General features: G+C 62.6%; 11 protein-coding genes and 1 pseudogene. 11 read left to right on the top strand and 1 reads right to left on the bottom strand.

Features of this window, described 5'->3' with window-relative positions; genetic code table 11:
* Positions 1–340 precede the first annotated feature (340 nt).
* Positions 341–1,021 carry a GntR family transcriptional regulator gene (locus tag RIN13_RS18820; RefSeq protein ID WP_309108841.1) on the bottom strand — a complete coding sequence of 227 codons (681 nt, stop codon included), beginning with the start codon at positions 1,019–1,021 and terminating at the stop codon, positions 341–343.
* 121 nt (positions 1,022–1,142) lie between these two features.
* Here RIN13_RS18820 and purU point away from each other — a divergent pair, with 121 nt between their 5' ends.
* The 11 genes and pseudogenes from purU to RIN13_RS18765 form a co-directional block, all read left to right on the top strand.
* On the top strand, positions 1,143–2,057 hold the full coding sequence (purU, locus tag RIN13_RS18815) for a formyltetrahydrofolate deformylase (RefSeq protein ID WP_309108840.1): 915 nt from the start codon (positions 1,143–1,145) through the stop codon (positions 2,055–2,057).
* Between the two features lie 59 nt (positions 2,058–2,116).
* Positions 2,117–4,609, top strand: coding sequence for an FAD-dependent oxidoreductase (locus RIN13_RS18810; protein ID WP_309108839.1), 2,493 nt, complete (start codon positions 2,117–2,119; stop codon positions 4,607–4,609).
* Positions 4,610–4,720: 111 nt separating this feature from the next.
* Entirely contained in the window at positions 4,721–5,347 is a 627-nt protein-coding gene (locus RIN13_RS18805; RefSeq protein ID WP_309108838.1) for a cyclodeaminase/cyclohydrolase family protein, read from the top strand.
* The gene (locus RIN13_RS18800; RefSeq protein WP_309108837.1) at positions 5,344–6,222 is read left to right on the top strand and encodes a bifunctional 5,10-methylenetetrahydrofolate dehydrogenase/5,10-methenyltetrahydrofolate cyclohydrolase; all 879 of its coding nucleotides are present in this window, start codon (positions 5,344–5,346) and stop codon (positions 6,220–6,222) included. Before RIN13_RS18805 ends, RIN13_RS18800 begins: the two co-directional genes overlap by 4 nt.
* A gap of 38 nt (positions 6,223–6,260) precedes the next feature.
* On the top strand, positions 6,261–6,491 hold the full coding sequence (locus RIN13_RS18795; RefSeq protein ID WP_309108836.1) for a hypothetical protein: 231 nt from the start codon (positions 6,261–6,263) through the stop codon (positions 6,489–6,491).
* A 121-nt stretch (positions 6,492–6,612) separates the two neighbouring features.
* A complete protein-coding gene (locus RIN13_RS18790; protein ID WP_309108835.1) occupies positions 6,613–8,952 on the top strand; it encodes an FdhF/YdeP family oxidoreductase in 2,340 nt (779 codons plus the stop codon).
* The gene (folE, locus tag RIN13_RS18785; protein WP_309108834.1) at positions 8,945–9,544 is read left to right on the top strand and encodes a GTP cyclohydrolase I FolE; all 600 of its coding nucleotides are present in this window, start codon (positions 8,945–8,947) and stop codon (positions 9,542–9,544) included. The genes RIN13_RS18790 and folE overlap by 8 nt, the downstream gene beginning before the upstream one ends.
* Before the next feature lie 289 nt (positions 9,545–9,833).
* Positions 9,834–11,111: a molybdopterin molybdotransferase MoeA gene (locus RIN13_RS18780; protein WP_375164798.1), complete on the top strand. Its 1,278-nt coding sequence runs from the start codon at positions 9,834–9,836 to the stop codon at positions 11,109–11,111.
* Positions 11,112–11,145: 34 nt separating this feature from the next.
* Positions 11,146–12,018 carry a formate dehydrogenase accessory sulfurtransferase FdhD gene (gene fdhD / locus RIN13_RS18775; protein WP_309108833.1) on the top strand — a complete coding sequence of 291 codons (873 nt, stop codon included), beginning with the start codon at positions 11,146–11,148 and terminating at the stop codon, positions 12,016–12,018.
* Between the two features lie 10 nt (positions 12,019–12,028).
* Positions 12,029–12,169: pseudogene (locus tag RIN13_RS18770) on the top strand (molybdenum cofactor biosynthesis protein MoaE); the annotation flags it as partial.
* A 73-nt stretch (positions 12,170–12,242) separates the two neighbouring features.
* Positions 12,243–12,891: catalase (locus RIN13_RS18765; RefSeq protein ID WP_309108832.1), on the top strand; the 649-nt coding region annotated here is incomplete at its 3' end.

The following is a 12,891-nucleotide window of genomic DNA, read 5'->3' as shown; positions in this document are numbered from 1 at the left end:
TCCCGCGGATCCCGCAACGGATTCCCGCCCCGGGACACAAGCCTCTTCAAAGTATCTGGCATGGTTAATTCAGTGCCTTAGCTTTCAGCGCCGGAAGCCGCCTTCACGGCAAGCGACGAAACGATCTGGGTTTGAGCGGCCAAGCCATCACGAGGCACGCAAGGCACTTGGACAGTGGCAGATGGCATTCCGCTCAGGGCAAGGGCAGTGAGCCGCAGAATTCCTTGCCCCTAAGACTGCCACGTGCCCAAGGCGGGTTTAACCACCGGATCGGGCGGCCCCACCCGCCCTTAAGGATGGGAGGTCCAAGGGCAAAGGCAGGCCAGCCCACGTGCCTCTGCTACGCAGCGAACAGTGCTGTACGGACGGCCTTCTCAAAGCCATTGACGTGAGCGCGTGCCAGCTCTGCTGCACGGGACTCGTCCTTATCGATCACGGCTTGAAGCAGGTCGACGTGCTCATGCACATGCCGGGAAAGGTCCGGCAGGCGATCCAGGACCATGCACCAGATGCGCGTGGCCAGGTTGTCGTAGCGGATCAGCACGTCCTCCAGGTGCGGATTCCCCGCCGCCGCATAGATTCCCTGGTGGACGCGGGCGTCCAGCTGTAGGGTCTCCACGATGGATGCGTTGTCCACGTCGAAGGACTCCACTGCATTCACAATGAGCCGCAGACGCTCCCGGGCCGCCGCGGTGGCGACCCTTGCAGCACGGGAAGCCGCCAGAGGTTCCAGCTGCGCTCGAATCTCCGAGATGAAGGCGAGGTCCGTGACCTCTACCCGTGTTGCAAAGGTGCCGCGGCGGGGGTAGGTCACGACGAGCCGGTCCAATTCAAGCCGCTTCAGGGCCTCCCTTACAGGAGTCCGTCCCACGCCAAGTTCCTTTGCAAGCCCTTCGTCATACAGCGGCTCACCCGGCTTGATTTCCAAGGTCAGCAGGCCGTCGCGTATCCGCTCGTAGGCCACGTCGGCCAAGGATTTCGAGCCAACGTCCTCGGTCACCGCCAGGGCTTCAAACGCCACCGTACCGCCTCTCTTACCGGCCAATATTTCACTATTGACCCTGTCCCTTTGACCAGTATACGCTGGGCGCGAGTCCTAATATATCAATAAGGCGATTAGATATATATCTAGAGGAGGGCACATGACCCTGGTGCAGACTTTCCAAGAGACACGCCCCGCTCCACAGGCGGAAGCCTCCGGAAAACCAGCCAGCCGGAAGTTCGTACTCACACTGTCGTGCGTCGAACGTGCCGGCATCGTTCAGGCAGTCACCACGTTCCTGTTTGAGCGCGGATTCAACATCGAGGAGCACCAGCAGTTCGACGACGGCCTCCGCCAGACTCTTCACCTGCGTACCGCTTTTTCCGGGCCGACACACTTCGAAGCAGCCAGGCTGGAGGAGGAGTTCCGTCCCATAGCGGATCGTTTCGAGATGACGTTCAGCTTTCACGACGAGACCCAAGAACGCGTTCTGGTGATGGTCTCCAAGTTCGGGCACTGCCTGAATGACCTGATCTTCCGGTGGCGCGGTGGGAGCCTGGGTGGAGAACTTGTAGCCGTCGTTTCCAACCACGAAACACACCGGGCCATGGCCGAGGCCGCCGGCCTTCCATTCGTGTACATTCCGGTGACTCCCGAGAGCAAAGAAGACGCCGAGCGCAGACTGCTCGAGCTGGTCGACGAGTACAACGTGGACCTCGTGGTCCTCGCCCGGTACATGCAGGTACTTTCCAATGACCTGTGCCGCGCTCTCGAGGGAAGGGCGATCAACATCCACCACTCGTTCCTGCCGGGGTTCAAGGGCGCGCGTCCGTACCACCAGGCCTATGACCGCGGGGTCAAGCTGGTGGGGGCGACCGCCCACTACGTGACCGCGGACCTCGATGAAGGTCCGATCATCGAGCAGGAAGTCATCCGCGTCGACCATAGCTTTGGGCCGACCGCCCTCTCCACGGTGGGACAGGATGCAGAGGCTTTGGCGCTGGCACGCGCAGTCCGTTGGCACTGCGAGCACCGTGTCCTGCTGGACCAGTCCAGCACGGTCGTCTTCCGATGAGAGCACGCAGGCACGAGCAGCAACAGCGCACAATCAAAAGCAGCAGGAGTAACTAACACATGGCATCGACACCACGCATTGTCATTATCGGCGCCGGAATAGTCGGCACTAATGTCGCGGACGAACTGGTGGCCCGCGGCTGGAACAACATCACAGTCCTGGATCAGGGTCCCTTGAACATGCCCGGCGGTTCCACGTCCCACGCCCCCGGCCTGGTCTTCCAGACAAACCCCTCCAAGACCATGACCACTTTCGCGAAATACACTGTCGAAAAGCTGCTCTCGCTGAGCGAGGATGGCGTCAGCTGTTTCAACCAGGTAGGCGGTCTGGAAGTTGCAACCACCGAGACGCGCCTCGCCGACCTGAAAAGGAAGTTGGGCTATGCAGCTTCCTGGGGTATCGAGGGAACGATCCTGTCCCCAGCTGAATGCAAGGAGCTCTACCCGCTTTTGAACGATGAGGACGTTCTCGGCGGTCTCCACGTGCCGAGCGACGGCCTGGCCAGCGCTGCCCGTGCAGTGCAGTTGCTCATCAAGCGCACGGAGGCCGCGGGAGTCAGGTATCTGGGCTCCACCACGGTTACCGGGATCCAGCAGACGGACGGGCGCGTTACTGGCGTAGAAACTTCAGGGGGCGTTCTTCCCGCCGATATCGTAGTCTCCTGCGGCGGATTCTGGGGCGCAAAGATCGGCTCCCTGATCGGGATGGCGGTGCCTCTCCTGCCGCTGGCGCACCAGTATGTCAAGACCGCTCCGGTGCCCGCCTTGAAGGGACGCAACGAACTGCCGAACGGCGCCACGCTGCCCATCCTCCGCCACCAGGACCAGGACCTTTACTACCGGGAGCACGGCGAACGCTACGGCATTGGTTCTTATGCCCACCGCCCAATGCCCGTTGACCTCGACGATCTCGCGACCTTCACCCCGGACGCCGTCAACGAACACAACATGCCCTCCCGCCTGGACTTCACCCTGGAAGACTTCCTGCCGGCGTGGGAAGCATCCAAGCAGCTGCTCCCCGGACTGGCCGAAAGCGACATCGAAGATGGTTTCAACGGCATCTTCTCGTTCACCCCGGACGGCGGACCGCTCATTGGTGAATCCAAGGAGCTTGACGGCTTCTTCGTGGCAGAGGCGGTGTGGGTTACGCACTCCGCTGGCGTGGCCAAAGCGGTGGCGGAGCTGCTCACGACCGGAAAGTCAGAAACCGACCTGGGCGAATGCGACATCACCCGCTTCGAGGACGTTCAGCTCACGCCGGACTACGTCAGCGAGACCTCGCAGCAGAACTTCGTGGAAATCTACGATGTGCTCCACCCACTCCAGCCCCGGCTCTCCCCGCGGAACCTCCGCGTCAGCCCGTTCCATGCACGGCAGAAGGAACTTGGAGGCTTTTTCCTGGAATCCGGCGGATGGGAACGGCCCTATTGGTTTGAAGCCAATGCTGGTCTCCTCAAAGAGATGCCGACGGAATGGCTGCCCCCGGCCCGTGACGCCTGGGCGCAGATGTTCAGTTCCCCGATCGCAGCCGCTGAGGCCTGGAAGACCCGCACGGCCGTGGCCATGTACGACATGACCCCGCTCAAACGGCTGGAGGTATCGGGTCCTGGAGCCCTGAAGCTGCTTCAGGAATTGACCACGGCGGACCTGGACAAGAAGCCGGGAGCGGTCACCTACACGCTGCTGCTCGACCACGCCGGCGGCGTGCGGAGTGACATCACTGTTGCACGCCTCAGCGAGGACCGCTTCCAGCTCGGAGCCAACGGCAACATCGATACGGCGTACTTCACCAGGGCAGCCCGGCACCAGACCCGGGGCGGATCTGCCACGGACTGGGTCCAGGTTCGGGACATCACGGGCGGCACGTGCTGCATCGGGCTTTGGGGCCCCCTGGCCCGGGACCTCGTCGGCGGCGTCAGCGACGACGACTTCTCCAACGACGGTCTCCGGTACTTCCGGGCAAAGGAAGTTGTCATCGGTGGCGTGCCTGTCACGGCCATGCGCCTGTCCTACGTCGGCGAACTGGGCTGGGAGCTTTACACGAGCGCCGAATACGGCCAGCGACTCTGGGATGTGCTGTGGAAGGCCGGGCAGCCGCTCGGCGTCATCGCGGCCGGACGTGCGGCCTTCAGTTCCCTCCGCTTGGAAAAGGGATACCGCTCGTGGGGAGCGGATATGACCACCGAGCATGACCCGTTTGAGGCGGGTCTCGCCTTCGCGGTAAAGATGTCCAAGGACAGCTTTATCGGCAAGGGCGCACTCGAAGGCAGGACGGAGGAAGGTTCTGCCCGCCGCCTGCGGTGCCTGACCATCGACGACGGCCGGTCCATCGTCCTCGGCAAGGAACCCGTGTACTACAAGGAGCAGACGGTCGGCTATGTGACCAGCGCGGCCTACGGCTACACGGTCGCCAAGCCGATCGCCTACGCCTACCTGCCGGCGACCGTTTCCATCGGCGATTCTGTCGAGATTGAATACTTCGGACGACGCATCAGGGCCACTGTTACTGAAGATCCTCTGTACGACCCGAAAATGACCAGGCTCCGCGGCTAACCAGCCGCAGGGCCCCTTGGGGGCGCGCAGCCCGCACTCATCCTCGCAACGGAAGCGGGCTGCGCGCATCCCCCTTCCCGCCTCAGCCTCAACCAGCCCAGGAATGGACAAATGATCGGTTCAGAAACACTAAATGACTACCTCGGCAGGCTTGCCTCGCGGAACCCGACCCCGGGCGGCGGCGCAGCCGCGGCGTTGCACGCAGCGCAGGGTGCGGCCCTGGTGGCCATGGTGGCAAGATTCAGCACCGGCGGGAAATATGAACAGCACGGACAGACAACGTCCAGGATCATTTCCGCCGCTGACCACCTCATTGACGAGGCGTTGCGACTGGCCGACGCCGATGAGGTCGCCTTTAAAGATGTGATTACCTCCTACAAACTGCCCGCCGCGGACGACTCTGCGCGTGCGGCGCGTGCGGCCGCCATTCAAAGCGCACTAGTTCAGGCTGCCCAACCGCCCGCCCAGCTGATCAAGCTCTCGGGCGCAGTGGTGGAACTCGCCGCCGAACTTTTGGATATTGCCAACCCCAATGTCATCAGCGACATTGCCGCGGCCGCCGACGCGGCCAGGGCGGCTGCCACTACCGCGCGCGTCAACATAGACATCAACGTGGTGGCGATAAAAGACACCCACGCGCGTGCCGCGCTGGCCGAACAAACTGACGGGCTCGAAGAAAAAGTCATTCTGGCTGCTGGCTCGCTCTCACAGCACGTACGGGAAAGGATCCTCCGATGACGGCATCTTTGCTCTCCGGCAAGCCGCTCGCCAAACTCATACAGCAGCAGGCACAGGCCGAAGCCAAAGTCCTGGCGGAAGAGGGCTTGCGCCCGACCCTTGCCGTCGTAGTTGCCACCGAGGACAGTTCGACCCACTGGTACGTGCGCTCCATCGAGCGTGCGTCGGAAAATGCAGGCGTCGACTGCAGGATTGTCGACCTCGGCCATGACGCTACCGAGCAGGTGCTCATTACCGTGCTGAAAGACCTCAGCGCGGAGCCTACCGTCAATGGAATCATTTTGCAGACCCCCCTGCCCCCCGGCGTTAGAAGCCAGGAACTGGTCAGGCACATCGCCCCGGAAAAGGACATCGATGGCGCCAACCCTTTGAGCCTGGGGCTTCTTGCCGTCGGGCAGCGCGCCTTCGCCCCTGCTACAGCACGTGCAGTCGTAGAGATCCTGGACCACTTCGACATCCCGGTAGCGGGCCGCAGCGTGGTAGTGGTGGGCCGCTCAGCCGTGGTTGGCAAGCCGCTGTCTCTCCTGCTGCTGCAGAAGGACGCCACCACCACCGTCTGCCACTCGCGGTCAGGCTCCCTTGCGAAGTACACCAAGACTGCGGATATCGTGGTTGTTGCTGCCGGCCGCACAGGGCTGCTCACAGGGACCGACGTTTCTGACCACTCTGTGGTCATCGATGTCGGCACCAATGTGCTTTCCGATGGTTCACTCGTTGGGGATGTGGACGAAGCCAGCGTCCAGGCCGTTGCTGCCGCTCTGACACCCGTGCCCGGCGGTGTGGGCTCAGTAACCACGTCACTGCTTCTTCTCCACACCGCCGAAGCCGCACGCGACCAGTCCCGCGCGGCCCGAATGCCAGCACTCACGCCGTGACCGGGACAGTAATGGCCCCTCCTGCTGCGCCTCATTCCGTGAGCACTAAAACCAGCACGAAGGTCGTTTCAGACTGGACAGCGCTCGTCCCAGGGGACTTCGTTACAGTGCGGGAGAACTACTCGGTCCCGCACAGCGGCTGGATTGATGACGTGACGGAGGACGGCAGGATCATCTGGCTGGTTCTGGCCCTCGGGCGGGGCCGTCGTATGTTCTTCCGCGAGGATGGGGACTTTATCTCGGTCGAAGTTCCACATCCCGGGAGTTGAACGGCTGACGATTTCGGACCCGGCCGTCCGCCAGACCCGACACCTCCGCCAGAAACCACAGCCTGGCCTGCACGCCATTTGATGGGCACGCACCGCCCGCACAGATTTAAAGGAAGATCCCATGGCCTCTAAAGCCCCCCGCCAGAACATCGATGAGTCAAAGCTGACTGTCGGCAAACCCAAAACCAAGGCCGTGGGCATTCCCGCAGTCGCCAATGCGCTCAAGATATCCCTTGAGCAGATGGGCCCGCTCCGGAGCGTGCAGACTCTTTTGGCGGTCAACCAGATCGACGGCTTTGACTGCATGGGCTGCGCGTGGCCGGAGCACGAAAAGCGCAATGCTGCGGAGTTCTGTGAGAACGGTGCGAAGGCGGTGGCCGAGGAGGCCACCCGCCGCCGCGTTACACCTGAATTCTTCGCCAAACACTCCGTTGCCGACTTGAAGACGCGTGACGACTACTGGCTCGGGCAGCAGGGCAGGCTGACCCACCCGATGGTCCTGGATGAGGGAGCAACCCACTACCGGCAGATTGACTGGGACGACGCCCTGGAAATGATTGCCCAGGAACTCAGGGACATGGATGACCCTGACCAGAGTGTTTTCTACACGTCCGGCAGGACATCCAACGAGGCTGCCTTTGTATACCAATTGCTCGTGCGCGGGGTGGGCACCAACAACCTCCCGGACTGCTCGAACATGTGCCACGAGTCTTCCGGGTCGGCCCTGGTGGAGACCATAGGCATCGGCAAAGGGTCGGTCAGCCTCAAGGACCTGGAGACGGCGTCCCTGATTTTTGTGGCCGGCCAAAACCCAGGAACAAATCATCCACGCATGCTCAGCGCACTGGAAAAGGCCAAGAAAAACGGTGCCGCCATCGTTTCCATCAACCCGCTCCCCGAGGCCGGGCTGTTTCATTTCGAAAATCCGCAAACCGTCGCAGGCACGCTGCTTGGCACCCAGCTGACCGATGATTTCCTGCAGATAAGGGCCGGCGGGGACCAGGCACTGTTCCAAGGCCTGGGCAAATACCTCCTGGAAGCAGAACGCGCAGGCAGGAACAGCCCCGGCCTGTCCACGGTTTTTGACCACGGTTTCATCAATAACCACACGGTCGGCATCGAGTCCTACCTCTCCCAGTTGGAACAGGTCCGCTGGGACGACATCATCGAAGCCAGCGGCCTCACTAAAGAACAGATCGCAGCCACCGGAGAACGTCTCTTGGCGTCAGGCTCAACCATCGTCTGTTGGGCGATGGGCCTGACACAGCACAAGCATTCAGTGCCGACCCTCCGTGACGTCGTCAATGTCCTGCTGCTGCAGGGCAACATCGGGAAGCCAGGAGCCGGGGTATGCCCCGTTCGGGGACACTCCAACGTCCAGGGGGACCGCACCATGGGTATCTTCGAACGGATGCCGGAGAGTTTCCACGACAGGCTCGATCAGGAATTCCAGTTCCGTTCACCTCGGGCCCACGGCTACGACACCGTCGCTGCCATCCGGGCCATGCGGGACGGCAAAGTCCGCCTCTTCGTGGGCATGGGCGGGAACTTCGTCCGGGCTGCTCCGGATTCGGATGTTACCGAGCAGGCCCTGGCCAACACCCGCCTGACGGTGCAGATCTCGACCAAGCTGAACCACTCCCACCTGGCAACAGGAAAACGGGCTCTGATTCTCCCGACTCTGGGCCGCACGGAGAGGGATAGCCAGCAGTCCGGCGACCAGAGGGTGACGGTGGAGGACTCGATGAGCGCTGTCCATGCATCCCGTGGCCGCCTCAAACCGGCAAGCGAACAGTTGATGTCCGAAGTAGCCATCGTCTGCAACCTTGCCCATAAGGTGTTCACGGACGACTCCGGGCTTCCCCTCCCCAACACCCCGGCAACCAACTGGCTCTCGCTTAGGAACGACTACTCCCTGATCAGGAGGCATATCGAAGCCGTCATCGATGGCTTCGAGAATTTCGAGGAGAGAATCCAGAACCCGGGCGGTTTCGTTCTGCCCCACGCGCCCAGGGACAAAAGGGAATTCGATACCCAATCAGGCAAAGCGCACTTTACGTCGAATGCCCTGGAGTACCTTCGGATCCCGCCCGGCCGGTTGATCCTGCAAACCCTTCGTTCCCATGACCAGTACAACACCACCATCTACGGCAAGGACGATCGCTACCGCGGAATACACGGAGGGCGGCGTGTAGTGCTGGTCAACGAGGCGGACATAGCCGAGATGGGCTACGTGGACGGGGACATGGTCGATCTGGTCTCGGAGTTCCGCGGTACAGAACGCAGGGCGGAGAATTTCAGAATCGTGTCTTACTCGACGCCCAAGGGTTGCGCAGCCTCCTATTACCCTGAAACCAACGTGCTGGTGCCGCTCGACTCGGTGGCGGACACCAGCGGAACCCCAACGTCCAAGTCCGTCGTCGTGCGTCTGGAACCAGTGGGAGCAGGGAGTCGTGCTTGAGGAAGCGGCTTTAGCAGTAGGCAGCAAAGGGGTAGACCGTCCGCGGGTGGAGCGGGCGGTCCGTGAGTTCCTTCTCGCCGTCGGCGAAGACCCTGACCGGCCTGGCCTGACTGAGACTCCAGCGCGCGTTGCCCGCGCTGCGGTGGAAATGTACGGTGGGCTCCACGAGGATCCCGCAACGGTACTCGATAAGACTTTCGACCTCGGACACGAGGAGTTGGTCCTCGTCAAGGACATTCCCTTCTACTCAACCTGCGAGCACCACCTGGTGCCCTTCCACGGTGTGGCGCACGTCGGGTATATCCCCTCGGCAGACGGGCTGGTCACAGGCCTGAGCAAGCTCGCGAGGCTGGTGGATGCCTTCGCGCGCAGACCGCAAGTACAGGAACGCCTGACAACCCAAGTGGTGGATGCGCTGGTTTCGGCCCTGCGACCCCTCGGCGCAATAGTTGTGGTGGAATGCGAACACCTCTGCATGTCCATGAGGGGAGTCAGAAAGCCGGGGGCAAAAACCATTACCTCCGCAGTGCGCGGAGAGCTGCGGCTGCCGGCGGCACGCGCTGAGGCACTCAGCCTCATCATGGGCCGCTAGCGAATCACTGAACCGCTCAAGGGCCTTCCGCTTGATATATCTTTAGGATATATTCTAAATATCAGCTGTCACTCCGCTCTTTTTGCAAGAAGCCGGGACCGCCCACAAAGCCCGGCCGCCGCCACACGTGCGGGGACCGAAAGCTTCAGGGTGAGTTCGAAGGAGGGCGATGTTCGTTTCCCGTAAACGGTGTTTCGGTTGGCCTGAATACCTGGGGAGGTAAGCGCCGGAACACCGCTTTCGGGAAACGAACAGATAGAAAACCATCTCAGCAACGAGGGAACGACCAGTGGTAACTCAAGCCCTTCCAATCGCCGACAGACCGGGCAAGGACAGTGGGCGGGCCGCGGACGGGGAACACAGCTGGGCGGAAGCCCGCCGGTTGGCTTTTGATTGCGCCGAACCCCTCGCACCAGTGCGGGTGCCACTTGTGGAGGCGAACGGCAGAACACTTGCCGTTGATGTGACCGCGCTTCAGGAACTGCCCCACTACGCCTCGTCGGCAATGGACGGCTGGACAGTTAATGGTGCCGGCCCTTGGGTGCTGACCGAACCTGGGAAACCCCTCGACAGCGGACAGGCCAGCCCGGTCGTCACGGGTGGAGTAATACCCCCGGGCTCCCAGGCTGTGCTCCGTGTCGAGAGCGGACACGTTGCGGCCAGTGCGGGCGGCCGGGACATCCTGATGGTGGCGGAGGGGGCATCACCCGGTGAACCACGTCATGGCCAGCACATCCGAAAGTCAGGCGAGGAAGCGGCTGCCGGTGAAGTCCTCATCCCCGCAGGGACGGCTTTGAACCCTGCCCACATCGCCCTGGCCGCGGTGGCCGGCTTCGACCAGTTGGAAGTGCTCGGCAAACCACTGGTCAAAATGCTGGTCACCGGTTCAGAGGTCGTGACGGCCAAGGTCCCCGCACCGGGCCAGGTCAGGGATGCTTTCGGGCCACAGATCAGTACACTCATCCAAATGCTTGGCGGTGTCCCAGGGCCGCTGATCCGCATCGGCGACTCGTACGAATCATGGCTGACAGCGCTGGGGGCTTCTGAAGCACCCATGGGTCAGTGGTCCGACGTGATCGTTACCACTGGCGGTACAGGGCGTTCGGGCGCGGATCATTTCCGGGCTGCCGTCGCCGCGCTCGGCGGACGGCTCCTGATTGATGGCATCGCCATGCGGCCTGGCCACCCCGCAGCCTTGGCCAAGCTGCCAAATGGCCGTTTCGTCGTCGGACTCCCGGGCAACCCGCTGGCCGCCTTAATGGCCCTGTTCACCATCGGCGGGCCGCTCCTGGCCGGGCTGGGCCACCAGCCCCTTGCCGACATCAGCCGCCTGCCCTGCGGCACGGTCATCGACGCCCACCCGGCATCCACGCGGCTCATGCCCTTCCGTTGGGTCGATGGCCTGGCGACTCCGGCCCACTACACCGGACCGGGCATGATGCGCGGCCTGGCTTTCGCCGATGGTGTCCTGGTGGTCCCCTCCCGCGGCGTCCAGTTGGGGGAGCCGGTTCCGGCATTCGCCCTCCCGTGGTGCCCGGCACCGCAAAGCACCCGGACATGGCCATGAGGACCAGAACGACCAAGCGAGGAGTGTTTCCTACATGGCACGCATGACCCAACGGCGGAAGGTCCACCGGTATCTTCTGGATGGCTCCGCCGCCGCGATTGAATACCCCGTGCGGATCAGGGAGGACGTGCTGGCGGCCGAGGAGCCGCTGGAGATCCGTTTCGGCACCATGTCCTTTGCCGTGACCATGCGGACGCCGGGAGACGACTTCGACCTCGTTGCCGGTTTTCTCGTCTCTGAAGGCATCATCCGTGACCAGTCGGATCTCGTATCGCTGCGCTTTTGCGCAGGCGAAGATGAAGACGGCAGGCAAACCTTCAACGTCGTTGAAGCCCAGTTCCGCCCCGGCCTGTCGCTGCCGGACAACGGCCGCCACATTTACACCTCCAGCTCCTGCGGCATCTGTGGCACGACGTCCATTGAAGCCGTGCGCAAGACCCTCGCATTCAGCGCCCAGGAGGACCAGCTGCGCGTGCCGGTCAACGTACTGGCACGGCTCCCCGAACAGTTGCGCGAAGCTCAGGCGCTGTTCGATAAAACCGGGGGCGTCCATGCGGCAGGGCTGTTCAAAATTACTGACAGCGGTGAGGCCGAGCTCCTTTGCCTGCGCGAAGACGTGGGCCGCCACAATGCGGTGGACAAGGTGGTCGGGTGGGCTCTGCGCGAAGGGCTCCTGCCCCTCCGCGGAACCGTCCTCCAGGTCTCGGGCCGGGCGTCATTTGAACTCGTCCAGAAGGCTGCCCTGGCAGGCATCCCTGTTTTGGCGGCAGTCAGCGCACCATCAAGCCTGGCGGCGGACCTAGCCACCGATGCCGGCGTTACCCTTGTGGGTTTCAGCCGGGGCAAGAGCCTGAATGTGTATGTGGGCGAAGAACGGGTGGCACCCGTCGCCGCTGTGAACATCTGAAAGGAAGCCCGTGGATGATTGTGAAGTAACCGGGGCCCTTCCCGACGATCCCATCTCTGAGGATCACGCCATTGCCGCCGTTGAAGGTGCTGAGTCCGGCGCCATAGTCAGCTTCCGCGGCGTCGTCCGCAACCACGACGAGGGTAAGGCCGAAAACGTAACTGACCAGCCCTCGGCAGACGTCGAAAACTGACACTGTCGAAAAACCAACAATGAGGAGAAAGATGACCTTGAACATCTCTGCGCCTGCCGTGTCCACCACCCAGTCAGGTGCCCCGGTCACGTCCGATGCCCACTCGAAGTCCGTCGGCGCCGACGGCGCCATCATTCTCACGGACCACTACCTGGTGGAGAAGCTCGCGCAGTTCAACCGTGAGCGCGTTCCGGAGCGTGTGGTGCACGCCAAGGGCGGCGGCGCGTTCGGTACGTTCAAGACCACCGAGGACATCTCCAAGTACACCAAGGCCGCGTTCCTGCAGCCCGGCGTCGAGACCGAGATGCTGATCCGCTTCTCCTCCGTTGCCGGTGAGAACGGCTCCCCCGACACCTGGCGTGACCCGCGCGGTTTCGCCGTGAAGTTCTACACCTCCGAGGGCAACTACGACCTCGTGGGCAACAACACCCCGGTGTTCTTCATCCGCGACGGCATCAAGTTCCCGGACTTCATCCACTCCCAGAAGCGCCTGCCGGGCACGCACCTGCGTGACGCTGACATGCAGTGGGACTTCTGGACCCTCTCCCCCGAGTCCGCGCACCAGGTCACCTGGCTGATGGGTGACCGCGGCCTGCCGGCGTCCTGGCGCGAAATGCAGGGCTACGGCTCGCACACCTACCAGTGGATCAACGCCGAAGGCGAACGGTTCTGGGTGAAGT

Origin of the sequence: Arthrobacter sp., assembly GCF_031179985.1 — a bacterium.
In the GTDB taxonomy this organism is placed as follows: domain Bacteria; phylum Actinomycetota; class Actinomycetes; order Actinomycetales; family Micrococcaceae; genus Arthrobacter.
Note: the sequence above shows the minus strand (reverse complement) of the source record. Positions and strands in the feature narration are given on the sequence as shown.

Coding starts and splice junctions, on each gene's coding strand:
- fdhD (WP_309108833.1), top strand. CDS start 11,146: ATGGCACGCATGACCCAACGGCGGAAGGTCCACCGGTATCTTCTGGAT.
- RIN13_RS18805 (WP_309108838.1), top strand. CDS start 4,721: ATGATCGGTTCAGAAACACTAAATGACTACCTCGGCAGGCTTGCCTCG.
- RIN13_RS18800 (WP_309108837.1), top strand. CDS start 5,344: ATGACGGCATCTTTGCTCTCCGGCAAGCCGCTCGCCAAACTCATACAG.
- purU (WP_309108840.1), top strand. CDS start 1,143: ATGACCCTGGTGCAGACTTTCCAAGAGACACGCCCCGCTCCACAGGCG.
- RIN13_RS18810 (WP_309108839.1), top strand. CDS start 2,117: ATGGCATCGACACCACGCATTGTCATTATCGGCGCCGGAATAGTCGGC.
- RIN13_RS18790 (WP_309108835.1), top strand. CDS start 6,613: ATGGCCTCTAAAGCCCCCCGCCAGAACATCGATGAGTCAAAGCTGACT.